Source organism: Parabacteroides faecalis (genome assembly GCF_022809355.1).
Classification (GTDB): Bacteria; Bacteroidota; Bacteroidia; order Bacteroidales; family Tannerellaceae; genus Parabacteroides; species Parabacteroides faecalis.
The window spans coordinates 1-16,839 of record NZ_JAKZMM010000005.1 but is presented as its reverse complement, the minus strand read 5'-3'; the positions used below and the strand labels follow the sequence as shown (position 1 = coordinate 16,839).

Below are 16,839 nucleotides of genomic sequence, written 5' to 3'. Positions count from 1 at the left end.
GATTACTTCAGACCAAGTTTCTTCATTTTCTTATACAGGGCTGTACGACTGCAACCGAGTTCCGCTGCTGTCTTGCTGACATTACCATGATTTTTATCAAGCAGATTTCGTATCCTTTCCTTTTCCTGAATGATACGAATATCCGGATTGTCACTACAATCTACATTGTCCAGTCCCAAGTCACAAACATCCAATAATGCATTATCCGCAACAATTACCGCACGTTTGATCTTTGCGTTCAATTCCCGCACATTACCCGGCCAGTCATAATTCAACATACATGTTTTGGCTCCTTCCGTAAATCCCTCATTTTTGACATGAATTCTACCGGAATGTTCTTTTCTGAAGTATTCGGCAAGCGGAAGAATATCGTCTTTGCAATCTTTTAATGGCGGTTGAACAATTTCGAGTTCTGCAAGGCGATAATACAAATCCTCACGAAAGCGACCTTCCTCCACCGCTTTTTTCATATCCTCATTGGTAGCAGAAATAATACGTACATCCGTATGTTTCACTTTATCACTTCCTACCGGATTAAACTCCTTTTCCTGAAGGACACGCAGAAGAAGAATCTGCATGGAATACGGCATATTACCGACTTCATCCAGGAATAAGGTTCCTCCGTTGGCCGTCTCAAAATGTCCTTTCCTATCAGCAACAGCTCCTGTAAAAGCTCCTTTGACTGCACCGAAAAATTCAGAAGCCTGCAAATCGTTAGGTATGCTTCCACAATTGACGGCAACAAAAGGCTTCTCACGTCTGTCACTATAACGATGTATCATCTGGGCTATCACTTCCTTACCGCTTCCGCTCGGACCAAGTATCAGGACTGAAAGTTCTGAAGGTGCCACACGACGAGCCAGTGAAGCGGCTTTTCTGGCAGCTTCACTGGTACGTTCAACAAAAGAACGCTCTTTACGTACAATAACAGGCTGTTTAAGTATACTATGTACTAATTCTATCAGTTGCTCTTGATGAACAGGCTTTTGCAAATAATCCTTAGCACCGAGTTTGATAGCACGGACTGCATCCGTAATACAGGCATAATCTGTCATGACAATAAATGGAACTTCCATCTTAGAACGTATCATCCATTCCAGAAGGCTGATACCGTCACCTTCCGGCAGGCGCACGTCTCCCAATACCAGACTGATTTCGTTTTTCTTCAGGATACTACGTGCGCCAGGTTCATCTATAGCCGTCAATACATCATAACCAGCCTTCTGCAGCCATTTTTCAATCAAGCCACAGAGTATCATATTGTCCTCAACAATCAGTATTCTCATATTTCCTTAATTCTTTTTCTGTTTCTTCTATCAATTTCTTTACCCACTCTATAATCTGAATTGCATGTTCACAAATAAATTCATCACTACTGTCCATATCATGTAACCGTTCTTGAAAATCACGCAACAAGTATTCCTTTCCTAGCATTTCCCATACAGGTATCATTCGATGGATTGTTTTTCTCATAACTTCACGGTTATCATCTTTCAAGGCTGATTCCAGGTCCTCAAGTTCCTTTCTGGATTCATCGACAACCAAAGATAACATATGCATATTATCATCCGTACCTTCCAATAAACGGGAAAAATCAAATTCACCGGCATCTGATACTTTTGCTTGAGACATAACGGATGATAAAAAAGTCAGCAATGCATGTATATTGAACGGCTTATGAATACAACCTACGAACCCTTCTTTTTCATAAATATCTGTATTGCTGTCACCACGGGCTGTCATGACTGCTATCGGAATCGTTTTTGAATTTCCAATATCTGAATTTCGGAGTAATCTTAACAGAGCGAACCCGTCGGTATCTGGCATTTGTAGATCTGTCAACACAATATCATAATCCGATTTCCCAAGAGCAGCCACGACTTCCTGAAAATTCATACAGGTTGTGCAGGAAACTCCCTTACGTCCAAGCATGTCCTCCGCTATTTTTAACAATATAGGATCATCATCCACAACAAGCACATTCTTCGGTAAAATAGTTATTGAATCACTATCAGGCTTGTCCTCTTCCACAAGTTCATCCGTTTCAGGTAAAGGAATCTCAAGCCTGAAAATGCTTCCCTTTCCCGGTGCGCTTTCCACAGTTATAATACCATTCAGGACTTTGACCAGTCCCTTTGTCAGAAAAAGGCCCAAGCCGAAACCTTCCGAATTTACATTCTGTGCAGCACGTTCAAACGGAGCAAATATTCTTTTCTGCGTTTCCTCATCCATTCCGATACCGGTATCTCTGATTTCAATGTGCAGTTTTCCTTCCAAATATTTTGAATAAAAACTTATGGTTCCTGATGGAGTAAACTTGATAGCATTGGTCAGTAAATTGGCAAGCACCTGCTCCAGTTTATCAGCATCACCCTTTACAACAAAAGATGAATTTTGATGTTCAGATTGAAGATATAAGGCCTTTGCAACAGCCTTGCGGGAAAACTCGTCTGAGATGCGTTGCAGGAAACGGTCAAGATAAAATGGCGTATCGTTACGCAAATCACCGGCTTCATTGATCCGATAGGCATCCATCAGGTCATTAACCAAATGCAGGATATGATGACAGGAATGACGTATATCCTCCAAATATGGTTCACGTTTCTTTTTCTCCCGTGTTTGGGAAGCCAAATCAGCACAGTTATGAATATTACCGAGAGGACCACGTATATCGTGAGAAACAGTCAGAATTATTCTTTTGCGCATTTCAAGCAAATCCTCATTTTCCTGAACAGATTGCTGTAGTTTAACTTTTATCTTTTCTTCCTTACGTAAATCAGATAGTATAATGAAAAAAGAAATAACAAACAGAACGATAACAATACTTATCACTATAGCAAACAGTCGGAAAGATTTCCATCTTGTCTCCGTTATTTCCTGATATTGTTCTGTAAATGATTGCTGTATTTGGTTATCAAGAGAAGAAACAAAATCATATAACTTATGGTTTAATAGTCTATTCTGTAAACGTAAGCTGTCCACATAAATTTCCATCTGATTGTTTCGCAAATCTCTAGCAGAAGTCAATCTTTTATTAAAGTCCTGTATTTCATTTGTAATATATGGAACTTGTACCGTTTCTTTTTTCCCAAATAATCCGGCAATTCCTTTCTTTTTCTGTGTTATTGTCTTAATCCTGACCGTTTGGGTGGCTAATGCAGGTAATTCATTAGCAAGAAGACTGTCAGACTCCACCCAGGATTGGACTGCTTTCATTATCCTGAACAGGTGTGTCTCTTTCGTCTCAAGCAGCACCCGTAAAGAGTCTATCTGAATAGGACGTAAGAAATTTCCACACCCGGATTTTAGTTCAAGCAGAATACTGTCTGTTTTAAGACGCTGATAATGGTATCTGTTATAATCTGATTCATCCCATGCAATAACCGATTCGCCTAAAGTTGCCAACCTGGTAATATACAAATGAGCTTTATGAATATTTTCACGGGCATAATTCGTTTCATTTATAACGCCCTCAAACCTTCGAAAGCGGAAACGCTCGTTGACCATAACAACAGTCAGAAATAGAACTATAGCTGTTATGATAATATAACACAGAAATATTTTTTTACGTAACAAACTGCTCATTCGAGTGATATGATTTATCCTTTACAACATAAATGCTTATTTCATACAACAACCAAATTGGCAATGCAACCAGCATAAGTGTGAATATATCTGATGTGGGTGTTATAATGGCAGCAATAATAAGAATAGCCACTATTGCATGTTTGCGGAAACGGCGCATAATAGTAGAATCCAACAAGCCCAAACGACCCAAAAGCCAACATAGTACCGGTAGTTCAAACACTATTCCTATCAATAAATTCATCATCATAAAAGTACCAATATAAGACTGTATAGAAATCATGTTTTCTACTTCACTACTGACCTGATAAGTTCCCAAAAAGCGCAAGGTCAATGGAAATATGAGAAAATAACCGAACAGGACACCTATGATAAACATAATATATCCACCGGTTATTATTCCCAATGAATATTTCCGTTCCCGGTCATACAATGCTGGAGAAATGAACCGGAAAAGTTGATAAACGACGTAAGGAGAGGCCAAAAGGAAACCTGCACAGACTGAGGTTTTCATATGAATTATAAACTGTTCCGCAAGACCTGTATTTATCAGCTTTATAGAAAACTGATCCATAGTCTGAAGATGCATTAATCTGCATATTTCATTGAACCAACGATAGGTAACAAAAGTTGTGTCCTTGGCAGCAAGAATGACATCAAACATCGTATCTTTGAAAAAGAAAGCAACTAAACCACAAATAACAACAGCTAATACTATCTTAATCAAAGAATTTCTTAATACATCCAGATGCTCCCAAAATGTCATGTCGGTTTTCTGCATGGTCTCTCCTCATTTTCATTCATTTTTTGTGGAAGAATTGTTTTCTTTCACATCCAATTCTTTTTCAATCCCATTCATACCTTCCTTAAAACTGCGGACACCTTTACCTATGCCTTTCATCAGTTCCGGAATCTTCTTCCCTCCAAAGAATAGAAGAACAATCAGTATGATAAAAATAATTTCTTGTGTACCAATTCCAAACATCATTATTTATGTATTAAGTATTTAACAAACAAATATCCACCAAAAATCTGTATGAGCATTCCCGGAATGCCGATACGGAAATCTTGTGATGCCAGATAAAAATCTCCCTTCAACAGCCATTCTCCCAATGCTCCTAATATCTGATAACCCAATACCACCACGAGCATCAGAAAAACAGATACCTTTTGAAATCTATGTGCCGTATATCCTGCTATTCCTGCAAGCAAGACAGATTTAAGAAGAATAGCCGGTAATGAAGACAATGCAGGCATTCCGAAAAGTGCGGAATTGAGCAATGGTGAAGCTATCGCTGTCAACAGGCCGACGCGCCAGCCATATTTATAGGCGCCTATTAATGTGAAAAGATAGATAGGCAACCAGGTCGGACCTCCCATATGAACCGTATGGCAAAGCTGGGGGACAATCATATTCCCCAAGGTGAAAAGCGCAGCCGCCAAATACGTTTTCGCTTGTTTATACCCTAATGAATAGAGTTTAATTACTGCTTCCATAAAATAATAATTCAATCAAGTTCTACTAGTTCATATTTCTGGTTTCCAATTCCTAGAGCCTCGGCATGATACAGCGTATGCATACCGTGGCGTGAGTCTATACGTTCAATCAAATGGATTTTCCAGTGGTCATCCGATGAGCGGACAAGATCCGTACAGGCTCTGTCAAGAGCCACCGGATCCAGTGAGGCCAGAATACCGATATCACCCATCCTGGGATCTTCTGGAGAAGAATCGCAGTCACAATCAACGGACAGGTTATTGGCTACGCTGATATACAGGATATTCCCCCGCAATGATCAGCTACAGCCTTGGCTGCTTCTGACATCGATTCCAGAAAATCGTCCAGAGCAAGATTTCCCCAACTTATGGTGCTTGTACCGGCGGAATGAATCAGGCGTTTGCCATTGGAGGACGCTATTGCGATAGACATATTCTTGATGGCTCCACCGAATCCACCCATTGCACGACCTTTGAAATGGGAGAGGATAATCGTGAAGTCATAATTGAGATAATTCTTGCCCACGATGTTGCGCGTAAGGTGTTTCCCGCCTATAACGGGTAATGCAGTTTCGCCTTCCGTATCCATGATATCTAACGTAGCAATGGCAGTAAACTCGTGATCGGCAGCTGCCTTAAGATGACTTTCCGTGTTGGAACGATCTCCATCGTATGCCGTATTGCACTCCACAATGGTTCCGTTTACTTTCTGTACTAGGGTTCAAGTGCCTCGTCTACGAACTCATCATTTCTGAACATGCTGTAGACCTCAGCAGTATCAAAGAAAGTGATACCGGTTTCTATAGACTTACACAAGATTGCAATGGCTCTTTTTTCTGGACTTGACGGATAGCTTTGCGTGAAGCCCATACAGCCCAGTCCTATAGTGAATACTGTCGGTCCGTTCTTTCCCAATATTCTCTTTTCCATGTCATTTGATTTTAGTCCGGGGATAAACGGTGTGGGATCTATCAGTTCAAGTGAACATATTGAGCGTTCCTTGTTTGTATTTTTGGAAATGCAGAGTCTGGATGTGCTTGCGATAAGCTTCTTCATCTGCTTAAATCTCCAGAATCGTGACTTTGTTCAAGTTTTCTTTCTTCGCTGTGGCATAGAGTGTCAATACTCCCGATTCAAGACGCATAGAGACTTCAATCTTCAAGAGACGCACCAGCTATCTGGCCAGATCTACAGTTTCACATCCGACATTCTTGATGGCATTCAGCACTTTCATGGTAGGCGGAAAACCGATGTAAGGCAAATACTGGATAACACCGGTCAAAAGTATTTCCCCGCCTGTTCATAACTTTACATTTACCAAAGTATGGGACTTAAGTTGGAAATCGGCTTCCAGTGTGTTGAAAATGCAATAAATAAGTAATTCACGGGGCCGCAAACTCAGACCATCACGCGTATAAATATCTCCGAAACAGTATTCTATAAGTAAACGTGCCACTAATGGTTATAAACCTCTACCAAGTTGATAGGCTTCTTTTCCATATTTGGTTTCCTGTATTGAACCGGCTGTCCATACGCCCGGAGCTATGACAGACCCCATATCTCTCCAACCAAGGTAATCTGCCAAAGTAGCGTAATGTACCCGCATGGCTTCAGCATCCTTATATGCGCTATTAGCATATGCCATCAGGAAGGCCGTCTTTTTAGGAACACCTTTTATTCGTCCGTTGATGGCGTAGAAGCGGTCAATGACACTCTTGATCTGTGCTGAAAATCCGAAATAATACATAGGAGTCACAAATACCACCATATCTGCTTCCAGCAGATGTGAGCGTACAATACTGAAATCGTCTTTCAAGACGCAGTCACCATCCATGCCGCAGCGATTGCAAGCCATACAACCGTTTACTTTATGGGTGGTACAATCGAAACGGAACACCTCATGCCCCTTATCCTGCGCCCCGGCGATGAACTGATCGGCCAGATAATTCGTGTTACCGTTGCGTCGGGGACTTCCTGTCAATACTACAATCTTCATATTATATTTATTTTCATTAAATAATTCATCGGCTACGATTTACCGTGACAATAAAACTGTCGCTACCGCTGATGCCGAATATTTCAAAAAATCTCTTCTATCCAGATTCCTTATTTGTTGCTATGGAATGACGTTTCAGCATTTCTGGTAAAGATTCCGGGTAAAGAAACAGACAGCTTCGTATCATCTCTCATCCTGTCCTACAAGCGTTTCAATCCAGTCTTCTGAAGATGCCTTCATATATCGGTGTGGGGGTGGTTTGTGCAGATGTAGGAACACCACAACCTGCCACTCATTCTGAACGTCCATGAGTGTATCAAGTCCGGCATCAACAACATATTCGGTTGTTTGTTTCCAGCTTGATATCGCTGTGCCGAGTGTTTCCAGTGCATAAATGGTCTCCCGAACGGATGCACCTATACCAGGCAATGGAAGCGAAGTACAGAAAAGGAACCAACTCTGATACTTGGTTTTCACCCTTGGCGCACGACTCGTTGTAGCTGCATGGCAGGCATGGAAACCACAGACTGGCCAATGCCGGCTTCGTCCATGAACTTCAGATAAACTTCAACACTCCACTCCGACAACGGAAACGTCTTTTCCAATAAGGCATTGTCAAATCATCGGCATTTCCCACGAGCCTCGTGTATCTACACCCGTATTTTCTGCCGCATACTCAATCGTCTTCATATTTTCCGGTGAAAGTGTAACTTGAAGAGCCTGGACTATATCCCGAACCTGTTCCACTTTCGTTACACCGATAATGGGAGTAGTACCTTTGGCTATTGCCCAGGCAATTGCCACCTGAGCAGGGGACACTCCATATTTATCGCCTACGGAACGCATTGCATGGACAAGCTCCTCTATCTGAGGCAACATCGGATTATAGGTTTCTCCACGCTGGCTTCCTTGAGGCAAAGGATGGGTCGTATCGTACTTTCCGCTCAGGGCGCCCTGTTCCAATACCATGTATGCCCAGAAGTCGATGCCTCTCTCACGGCAGTAGTCCAATATGCCGGCCTTCTCGGAAGAGCGGTAAAGCAGACTGTAATGGTTCTGTACGGCAGACACGTGAATACCCTCGGCAGAGAGGATTTCTTCCGCACGCTTGAGTTGGGACAGATTATGATTGGATACGCCTACACGACGGATTTTTCCTTCTTTAACCAACAGGGCAAGGAAAGGAGTCCAGCGTTCCACATCAGCCGGATTATGAATCCAGTAGATATCGACATAATCCGTTCCGAAGCGTTCAAGGCTTCCTTCCAGCATCTTCGCAACCGGGTCTCCGGACTGATTGTCGGCAATTTGCGGTGTGAATTTAGTGGAAATGAATACCTCATCACGCGGGTATTCACGGGTAAAGGTAGAAAGCAGGGTCTCTGATGATCCCATACCATATACCACAGCCGAATCCCACAGATTCAAACCGTTCTTCATTGCCTCCTCGAAAACAGGACGCAACTCCTTTTCTCCAAGATAATTTCCAAATACCTGATCGCCACCGGCCATTCCTGTGCCCCACGACCATGTTCCCAATACAATTGACGGCTTATTTACCATAGTACATTCTTTTTTTAGTTTAACGTATAAAATTAGTCATGGTGTGCGGCCCATGTTCCGGGAAAGTTATTCCGGCTTTCCGTCCGGCTTGAATACATTTCAGCAGCCATGCCATATTTCTTGCCAAAACTCGCATTGTCTGCAAACCTTCCTCATCATTCAGAACTTCTTCAGCATTGTTTCCATGGACAATATTCCAATACTGAGACGGGACAATAGGCATGTTACAATCGGCCATATATTTGTTCAATTGATCAAGAGTCGCCGTACCACCGCTACGACGACAGGTAGCTATTGTTGCCGCTGGTTTGCCGGCAAAATGTTCTCCATTGAACTCATCAATAAAGAATACACGATCCATAAATGATGTCATGGAACCACTGGCTCCTGAATAATGGACAGGAGTTCCAAAGACAAATCCGTCATACTCGTCAATCAATGCCGTGAAGTCATTGACAATATCCTTTCGGAAGCAACATCTCTTGCCTATGCATGTTCCGCAACCGATACAGCCGGCCAAAGGTTGATTCCCTATCCAGAATATTTCGGACTGTATGCCTTCCGCCTTCAATGTCTTTGCTATTTCAGACAAAGCGGTATAAACACATCCTTCTTTATGCGGGCTGCCATTTACCAATAATACTTTAAGAGATTCCATTTCTATTCCATTTACTTTTTCAAATCCGGTAACAATATACCCCCGACACCAACATTTTCAGGTTCATTTTCCTTTATAAATACAAAAATGGCCTGTGGATCTATACCAGTTGCACGTGCAGTCGCTTCCGTAACATCTTTAACAAGCTGAGCCTTTTTCTCTCTGCTCATCTTTACTAATTCCATGGTTATTGATGGCATACTTATTCCTCCTTATCTATTTTTCAGTGATTTTCCAAAAGACATGCATTTACCTATTACTTCACCAGTGCGCAAATATGAATATGTCGGCATTTCAAAAAGGACCGGTTTCAGTTTATGGTAATCGATCTTACCGTTTTCATTAAGCACTGACTCTTCAGCGTAAGTAGCTGAAATACTGCATATAAAATTGTCAAATGTGTCGGTCTCGTAATTATCCAGCACCTCACAGTCCATGACAAGCGGTGAGTTTTCGATAACGGGAGCTCCAAATTCGCTCACGTGGAAGGCGAATACTTCCGACTTGTCCGTTTTTGCTCCGCTGACGCAACCGACATAGTCGGCGGACTGAAGCAAGGATTCATCCACGATGTTTACAGACAGGCGTCCGGAAACCTTAATTCCCTGATTGGTGAAATGCGGTTTGGCAAGTGAAACCAGAATACGGTTATGACCGATGATTCCTACATGGGCAACCAATACCCAATTGACTTTTTCCTGAACAAATGTACCGACGACCACTAACGGGGTCGGATACAGGCCAAGTACACTACCTAAATTTCTTTTCATTGTATATTAATTTATTATTCTAATTTTTATAAACTTACAACATATCTATTTTGCTCTTAACTTACTGATTCTCCTGCAAAAATAGTTTGAAAAGGTAAAGATGCGCATAGACAAATTACCGATATTTATACCCCTATACTCGATTTTACGTTATATGCTGAACTGTTTCATCCACCGTTCCCGTTTCAACCGAATAAGGAAAATCAGTCCACGGAAGCATAACTCGACACACATGGCTATCCATACACCTTTCAGACCAAATGCCGGGGCAAGCCAGGCGGCCAATGTCAGGCGTACTGCCCATATACTGAAGAAGTTCATAAGACACGGAACAAGCGTATCGGCAGCACCGACAAAAACACCGTATGCCACAATCGAGGCAGCAAACATCGGTTCGGCAAATGCCTCTATTCGCAAGGCCATTACGCCAAGTGTCCGTATTTCCTCGACAGGAGTCATCAGACCGATAATCTCAGGAGCGAATACATACATAAGTATTCCCATCATCCCCATTATGGTCATGCCCATCAGAATAGTGATATGTGCGAAACTGCGGGTCAGTTTCCGCCGTCCGGCTCCGATACTTTGCCCTACGAGAGTCGTCGCCGCATCTGCTATTCCATAACCAGGCATATAACACAGACTTTCGGCCGTAATGGCAAAAGAATTGGCAGCGATAGCAAAAACTCCGAGCGGAGCCACAATAACCGTTGTCAGAATCTGGGCACCGCAAATGACCACATGCTCTATTCCCATAGGGAGACCAATACGGAGTGCTTTTCTCAAAGTTCTAGTTTTCGGCCAGAAATTACCTTCACTGCGAACATGCTTCAATTTATCAGAGTGTGTCAGAAGATACCATAACAAGACTCCCGCTGCAACCATTTCTGCCGCAGCAGTACCCAATGCCGCACCGATCACTCCAAGTCCGACTCCCGGTATAGTGAACCACACTCCGGAAACACAACACTCGCGCACCGGAAAAATCAGAAAGAAATTGAATATGACATCCAGTACACACATGATAACTCCCATAAGACTGGGGATATGCATATTTCCGCTGCATCGCAGCATGCCACCTGCCAGAAAATTCATTTGCAGGGCAGGCAGGAAAAGGGAGAAAATGAAGAAATAGACGGAAGCATCCTGGCGTATGGAGATATCTCCCCTCAACCATCCCGGTAATGAAGGGCTGATTGCCGCTCCCAAAGCAGCCAGCAGCAGACTGAAGAAAAGCGTGGCAACCAGTGACTGTCGCAACACCATACGGGCTCCCTTCATATCATTTGCTCCAATCCGGTGCGCCACCTGTACGGAAAAGCCGGTAGCGGCAGCCGAACAAAGCCCCCAGAAAAGCCACGTGGTTGTCGCTACCAGTCCGACTGAAGCGGATGCCTCCGCACCGAGACTCCCCACCATAGCCGCATCGATATACTGCATGATAATGGATGACAGTTGCGCGATGATGGCAGGAACACTGAGCTGCACGGTCAGGCGTAACTGCTGTTTGAGTGTCATCGGCTTGCCGTCACGGATAAAGCCGAGCAGAATGTCTGTTTTCTTTTCCTCCAACATATCAACTCCGTTTCTTGACAAGTCTGAATGTCTTGCCGTATGTCAGCATACGCCACATCCATTCCAGAATGCCGAATTGACAATAATGCAGCCATACTCTGCTGATTATCGCCTGTAACATCCAAACGCCGGCTGCAATCAATACTACAAGACCCAACCCGATTCCTGCGCCAAACCCCAATCCTATACCGTAAAATAGCAGGATACCTATAACAGACTGTCCTATGTAGTTTGTTAGGGCCATTCTTCCGGGGACTGCAAACTGGTGGAAAACAGCTAGGCCTGGATGCTTGACTAGAAGCAGACAGACGCCGGATATGTATGCAAAAGCCAATGGATATACTCCAAAGAAATAGATTAGGCTATGCATGGCCAATCCCCATGGATGACTGTTCACAGTACTGTATGCATATAGTACTGTGAATGGTAATCCTATAAGAATTCCTGCTCCGAAAATTTTTTTCAACCCTATTCTTTTCTCTTCAAGACGGGCATAAAGATGTTGTCGTCCGATGTAGAATCCGATGATAAATAGTCCCAGCACCTTGAAATACCGGTTCCCGTCGATGAATTCCTGTATACGGACAAGCGCTCCCTGAATCAGAAACTGGAAAACTTCCCTGTAACTTGAGGCGTCACGCAGCCAGTAAGCAAAATTATCATCTGTAATACCGAATCGGGTACAATACATCCGCTGCATCTGCACTACTGGGGCTGAAAGGTCAGTTCGCGTGGCCTCACACAGAAAATCAATGACTACAGGAATGAACAACAACACGGCTGCAACAGTAAGCAAGATGCGGTCCGACAGTTTTCTGAAAAGCGGAAGAAGCATCCCGAGCAATGCATAGAGCAGCAGGATGTCTCCGCTCCAGATAAACATCAGATGCAATGCTCCAATAAATGCCAAGACAAACATTCTCCTGTAGAATACCCTCATCGCATTTCCACCTCTTTTTGCCACATTCTCCAGAATAATGGAAAAACCTATGCCGAACAGCAGGGAAAATATGGTATAAAATTTACCGTCAATAAAGAAATAGAGCAAATATCGCACATACCTGTCGGCAGCAGAAAACGGCAGCAGTGCTGTATCTTCTGCTGACATGAACGTATACAGTGAAAACTCTGGGAAATTGGCGATGACAATGCCCAAAAGAGCGAAGCCACGCAATGCATCCAGAATGACAACGCGCTCCGATGATTTTACAGGCGATAGGTCATTGGTTAGTGTATGTTCCATATCATTACTTATCAGTACTTAATGAGTCAACAAAACATTTGAATCTTTCCAAAGCATCTTCTAGTACCGTACGCGGGCAGGCAATGTTCCAACGCAAAAATCCTTCTCCTTCGGCTCCATACATGGTACCGCTGTTGAGCCAAAGTCCGGTTTCTTCCAACAGACGGGACTGCAATGTATCGGAAGACTGTTTGAATATCCTGCAGTCAGTCCATACCAGATAGGTTCCTTCCAACTTAGTGACAGATATTTCCGGCAGGTACGTATGGAAGAAATCCCGTAGAAGGTCATAATTGGCCTTCAGATAGTCTAGCAGCAACATGAGCCATTCCTCGCCTTCATTGTAGGCTGCGATAGTGGCCTCTATGCCGAACGGATTCACATCGCACACCTCGTTGATATTGATGGCTCGGTCTATACGCCGACGTACCTCTTCGTCACGGGCTATGATATTGGCTATCTGCAGTCCTGCAATATTGAATGACTTGCTGGGTGATACGCAAGTTACCGAGTTCCATAAATGCTCCTCGCAGACTGAGGCAAACGGAGTATAGGTATGTCCCGGGAAGACAAGTTCACAGTGTATTTCATCCGTGATAACCATCACGTTATTCCGATGACAGATTTCCCCTATACGGGACAGCTCCTCACGGGTCCATACACGTCCTGCCGGATTATGTGGGTTGCACAGAAGCAATAGCTTTACACTTGTATCAGAAGTCTTGCGCTCCAAATCATCAAAGTCAATATGGTATGTACCGTCCTCATATATCAACGGATTGCTGACGATGCGGCATCCGTTGTTGCGGATGGACGAGAAAAAGCAGTTGTATACCGGAGTCTGCACGACCACACCGTCACCGGGTTCTGTCAATGCCTTGATGACAGCAGATACAGCCGGCACCACTCCGGAGGTATATATCATCCATTCTTTATCGATATACCAGTCATGACGCCTTTCAAACCATCGGGTTACGGTCGTATAATATTCATCGGGAACACGCACATACCCGAATATGCCGTGCTGCACCCGCCTTGCCAATGCTTCGGTAATGGCTGGAACCGTACGGAAATCCATGTCGGCCACCCATAAAGGAAGTACGTCCTTACCGGCCGGCATACTGTCCCACTTGTAGGAATTGGTTCCACGGCGAGGAACAATCGTGTCAAAATCGTATTTCATTGTCCGTACATATCAGTCAGTAAAACAGGTGTGCTCATCTCTAAGCCGGATTTCGCAATCGGCAGGAGCCTTGATGTTCTCGTCAATGGTTATCGAACCGTATTCATCTGCCACGATACGTCCGGATGTAGGATTCTTGATGTTAGTTATGGCACCACGGATGTCGGCCTGCAACGTACTATACTCAAAGGCTCGGTCACAATCCGGTCCGAATGTACAATTCTCCAACACAAGGTCATGGGCATAACAGAGCGGCTGCTCGCCGGTAATATGACAATTGACCAGACGCAGATTCTTCGAATGCCAGCCCAAATATTCACCATTCAGTTCGGAATCGTAAATGGTCACATTCTCCACTTCCCAGAAGGCATCCTTTGTGGTAATTCTGGCATTGTGGATTTCAACGTTCTTCACATACTGGAACACATACTTGCTGTCACTCTCCAGTCCGTCCACATAAATGTCGTGGCTGAACATGAATGGATAAGTTCCTCCGTGCAGTTTGAGATTTCTTACACGGATACCGTTGCAACGCCAGAACACCTCATCGGCATCGTTCATCGTAACGTTTTCGATATCGATCTCACTCATTTCGCGGAACATTTTCGGAGCATCAATCACAGTATCCTTCATCACCAGATGGTCGGAATACCATAAGGCCGAACGTCCTCCCACATCGAAATAGCAGCGTTCTATCTTGAAACCGTGTACATGCCAGAAGGGATAATTCCCTTCAAAGCGGCAGTCCACCGCCTCAATGTTGCTGCACTCCTTGATGGCCGATTCCCCGGCGCGGATAATCACATTCTCCAGACGAAGATTATGTGATTCAAACAGAGGGCGTTCGCCCCCAAATTCGGTATCTTTAATAAGTTTCATTTGAAATATTTGTTTAAAGATTATTTAATTTCAAAAGTTACGGTCACATTGCCTCGACCAAGAACAGAAGATAATCCAGACGGATCATCAATTTGTCCTAAACGTGTATAGCTGTAAGACGAGGAGAATGTTTCATAGAATAAAACGAGACAATTCGAACCGTAAAGCATCAAATCTCCGTTACGAATTGTTCCCGGTCGATAACTATTTGTGGGCAAATTCTTAGACAAGTAATAATACTTCTCGTTCCCGTTCATCTCGTTCATCGTTATTCTCATGGGTAGTAGAGAATTAAAAGCACGTGCTGTAGCGTTATCCTCAAGTGTAGCAACAAAACTACGATCACCTACACGAATTGTAATATTTCTATTCATTTGGTTTTCTCCTTCATTATTACCGTTATTTTCATTATCATTTTCATCACCGTTATCGTCTTCCGGCTCCTCTGGATCCGGAATGGAAGGTGGAATTATATTTTCCGTTATCGGTTCATCTTCTGGGCTACAAGAAGTCAGTGCAGTTGTGACAGACATCAGCAACAAAGTCAGAATAATAATACATTTGTTCATATCTTTTCTATTTAATATTTATAAATCCAGTCCCATTTTATATGCTTTTTCAAGATGCTCTGGAGCAATTTGACGGGAAATATTCTCACAGCCCGTGCAACCTCCCGCTAAATAAGTTCCAATCTCTTTTCCTCCCAGCACTCCGCTGATGATATGGAAATAGTTCAAAGCCTGGTCGAAAGTATGCTTATTATTGTCTCCTGCGGTCATAAGCAGTACGGTTTCCTTCTCCGGATATTTATCCTCAACAGAAATGGCATATAAACGTTCAATAAAAGATTTCAGTTTCGCTGTAATCGTCCAAAAATAGAGAGGTGAGGCCATTACAAGCATATCACATGCGACAAAAAGTGGATAAAGTAGTTGCATGTCATCCTGTACTACACAACGGTTTCCATTGTGTTGGCAAGCTCCGCATCCTCGACATCCCGCCATGTGCATACTTCCCAAATACACTTTCGTCACGCTGTGCCCCTTTTCAGACAGCCCTCTGATATAAGCATCAGTCAAACGGTCCGTATTACCTTTCCGCGTACCTGCACTCATCAGTACAAGAACATTCTTCCCATTACCCTGACATATTGTCTCTATTGTTGTGGAGAGAGGCTCTTCTTTCTGTTTACTGACTTTCAGAAAGCGGAAGATTGCTGACCCTCCAATCAGTACGCTACCAGCAGTCAGTATACAGTTTCTTAAAAATGTTCTTCTTTCCATATCTTATTATCTTTATCATTCTTATATTACAAAATTAAGTTGAAAACATAAACTAAACGGTAGATGAATTACAGAGAAGATTACCCCAATTACAGATAGCATAAAAAAGAATATATCAATCAGAAAGACTCTTTATTCCAATTTATGTCTAGAAATATCTGAAATGCTATTTCCTTAATGGTATACAGTTTATCACTAAAGTTGAAAGCAAGATGAAGAACTCACTGATGAATGTAGTAGACGATATACTGCTCTTAAAAAAGCCTTACATGAACCTGTCAATGACGAACTGAAGAATATTGTACAGCTAAACATTCTTCAATCCATACAACTTCATGCAGCAAATTCATATCCAATTCTTTTTCAGCTATCGCAGCATACTGTTTTTTTGAAAAGAAGCCCGTCAATGACACAAATTTTGTCACTGACAGGCTTACTATTTTTGATTTTATATCGAATCTATGTTATTTTATCAAATTACAGACTTTCAAGAAGTCCTAAAATCCGCAACTATCATCCAATACACGATTAAGGGTAGATTTATGAGTCGTTAGTAGCAGCTTTCAGTAAAAAGCAACAGCACAACATCAATATGTAGCCACCATCC

18 protein-coding genes and 4 pseudogenes are annotated in these 16,839 nt (G+C 43.0%); 1 reads left to right on the top strand and 21 read right to left on the bottom strand.

The features are described from left to right. Positions 1 to 2: 2 nt before the first annotated feature. The 21 genes and pseudogenes from MUN53_RS02705 to MUN53_RS02615 form a co-directional block, all read right to left on the bottom strand. Positions 3 to 1,286: a sigma-54-dependent transcriptional regulator gene (locus tag MUN53_RS02705; protein ID WP_243323310.1), complete on the bottom strand. Its 1,284-nt coding sequence runs from the start codon at positions 1,284 to 1,286 to the stop codon at positions 3 to 5. Further along, a complete protein-coding gene (locus tag MUN53_RS02700; RefSeq protein ID WP_243323309.1) occupies positions 1,267 to 3,585 on the bottom strand; it encodes a hybrid sensor histidine kinase/response regulator in 2,319 nt (772 codons plus the stop codon). The genes MUN53_RS02705 and MUN53_RS02700 overlap by 20 nt, the downstream gene beginning before the upstream one ends. Continuing rightward, positions 3,566 to 4,366, bottom strand: coding sequence for a twin-arginine translocase subunit TatC (gene tatC, locus MUN53_RS02695; protein ID WP_243323306.1), 801 nt, complete (start codon positions 4,364 to 4,366; stop codon positions 3,566 to 3,568). Before tatC ends, MUN53_RS02700 begins: the two co-directional genes overlap by 20 nt. Positions 4,367 to 4,381: 15 nt before the next feature. Then, entirely contained in the window at positions 4,382 to 4,573 is a 192-nt protein-coding gene (locus MUN53_RS02690) for a Sec-independent protein translocase subunit TatA/TatB (protein WP_018711874.1), read from the bottom strand. Then, a complete protein-coding gene (locus MUN53_RS02685) occupies positions 4,573 to 5,082 on the bottom strand; it encodes an ECF transporter S component (RefSeq protein ID WP_243323305.1) in 510 nt (169 codons plus the stop codon). The genes MUN53_RS02690 and MUN53_RS02685 overlap by 1 nt, the downstream gene beginning before the upstream one ends. An 11-nt stretch (positions 5,083 to 5,093) precedes the next feature. Then, positions 5,094 to 5,800, bottom strand: a pseudogene (locus MUN53_RS02680) (DUF362 domain-containing protein); the annotation flags it as partial. Then, a complete protein-coding gene (locus MUN53_RS02675; protein WP_394803029.1) occupies positions 5,797 to 6,012 on the bottom strand; it encodes an aldo/keto reductase in 216 nt (71 codons plus the stop codon). The pseudogene MUN53_RS02680 and the gene MUN53_RS02675, both read right to left, overlap by 4 nt. Before the next feature lie 9 nt (positions 6,013 to 6,021). Continuing rightward, a pseudogene (locus MUN53_RS18415) lies at positions 6,022 to 6,241 on the bottom strand (putative quinol monooxygenase); the annotation flags it as partial. A gap of 303 nt (positions 6,242 to 6,544) precedes the next feature. Next, positions 6,545 to 7,078 (bottom strand): flavodoxin family protein, encoded by a 534-nt coding sequence (locus MUN53_RS02670; RefSeq protein WP_243323304.1) that lies wholly within the window; start codon positions 7,076 to 7,078, stop codon positions 6,545 to 6,547. A gap of 39 nt (positions 7,079 to 7,117) precedes the next feature. After that, positions 7,118 to 7,183 (bottom strand): twin-arginine translocation signal domain-containing protein, encoded by a 66-nt coding sequence (locus tag MUN53_RS18375; RefSeq protein ID WP_394803028.1) that lies wholly within the window; start codon positions 7,181 to 7,183, stop codon positions 7,118 to 7,120. A 78-nt stretch (positions 7,184 to 7,261) separates the two neighbouring features. After that, complete coding sequence (locus MUN53_RS02665; RefSeq protein WP_243323303.1) at positions 7,262 to 7,555, bottom strand: hypothetical protein; 294 nt, start codon at positions 7,553 to 7,555, stop codon at positions 7,262 to 7,264. A 138-nt stretch (positions 7,556 to 7,693) separates the two neighbouring features. Next, on the bottom strand, positions 7,694 to 8,641 hold the full coding sequence (locus MUN53_RS02660) for an aldo/keto reductase (protein ID WP_243323302.1): 948 nt from the start codon (positions 8,639 to 8,641) through the stop codon (positions 7,694 to 7,696). Between the two features lie 19 nt (positions 8,642 to 8,660). Continuing rightward, entirely contained in the window at positions 8,661 to 9,299 is a 639-nt protein-coding gene (locus MUN53_RS02655; RefSeq protein WP_243323301.1) for a flavodoxin family protein, read from the bottom strand. Positions 9,300 to 9,310: 11 nt separating this feature from the next. Continuing rightward, positions 9,311 to 9,499: a 4-oxalocrotonate tautomerase DmpI gene (dmpI, locus tag MUN53_RS02650; RefSeq protein WP_317236336.1), complete on the bottom strand. Its 189-nt coding sequence runs from the start codon at positions 9,497 to 9,499 to the stop codon at positions 9,311 to 9,313. A gap of 39 nt (positions 9,500 to 9,538) precedes the next feature. Then, positions 9,539 to 10,069: pseudogene (locus MUN53_RS02645) on the bottom strand (flavin reductase family protein); the annotation flags it as partial. 150 nt (positions 10,070 to 10,219) lie between these two features. Further along, positions 10,220 to 11,644: an MATE family efflux transporter gene (locus tag MUN53_RS02640; RefSeq protein WP_243323299.1), complete on the bottom strand. Its 1,425-nt coding sequence runs from the start codon at positions 11,642 to 11,644 to the stop codon at positions 10,220 to 10,222. Between the two features lies 1 nt (position 11,645). Further along, complete coding sequence (locus MUN53_RS02635) at positions 11,646 to 12,887, bottom strand: DUF418 domain-containing protein (protein ID WP_243323298.1); 1,242 nt, start codon at positions 12,885 to 12,887, stop codon at positions 11,646 to 11,648. Positions 12,888 to 12,891: 4 nt separating this feature from the next. After that, entirely contained in the window at positions 12,892 to 14,070 is a 1,179-nt protein-coding gene (locus tag MUN53_RS02630; protein WP_243323296.1) for a MalY/PatB family protein, read from the bottom strand. 12 nt (positions 14,071 to 14,082) lie between these two features. After that, complete coding sequence (locus tag MUN53_RS02625; protein WP_243323295.1) at positions 14,083 to 14,949, bottom strand: DUF3737 family protein; 867 nt, start codon at positions 14,947 to 14,949, stop codon at positions 14,083 to 14,085. Positions 14,950 to 14,969: 20 nt separating this feature from the next. Continuing rightward, a complete protein-coding gene (locus tag MUN53_RS02620; RefSeq protein WP_243323294.1) occupies positions 14,970 to 15,518 on the bottom strand; it encodes a cyclophilin-like fold protein in 549 nt (182 codons plus the stop codon). An 18-nt stretch (positions 15,519 to 15,536) separates the two neighbouring features. Further along, positions 15,537 to 16,232: a flavodoxin family protein gene (locus tag MUN53_RS02615; RefSeq protein WP_243323293.1), complete on the bottom strand. Its 696-nt coding sequence runs from the start codon at positions 16,230 to 16,232 to the stop codon at positions 15,537 to 15,539. A 170-nt stretch (positions 16,233 to 16,402) separates the two neighbouring features. Here MUN53_RS02615 and MUN53_RS02610 point away from each other — a divergent pair. Then, positions 16,403 to 16,733, top strand: a pseudogene (locus MUN53_RS02610) (transposase); the annotation flags it as partial. Positions 16,734 to 16,839: the final 106 nt, after the last annotated feature.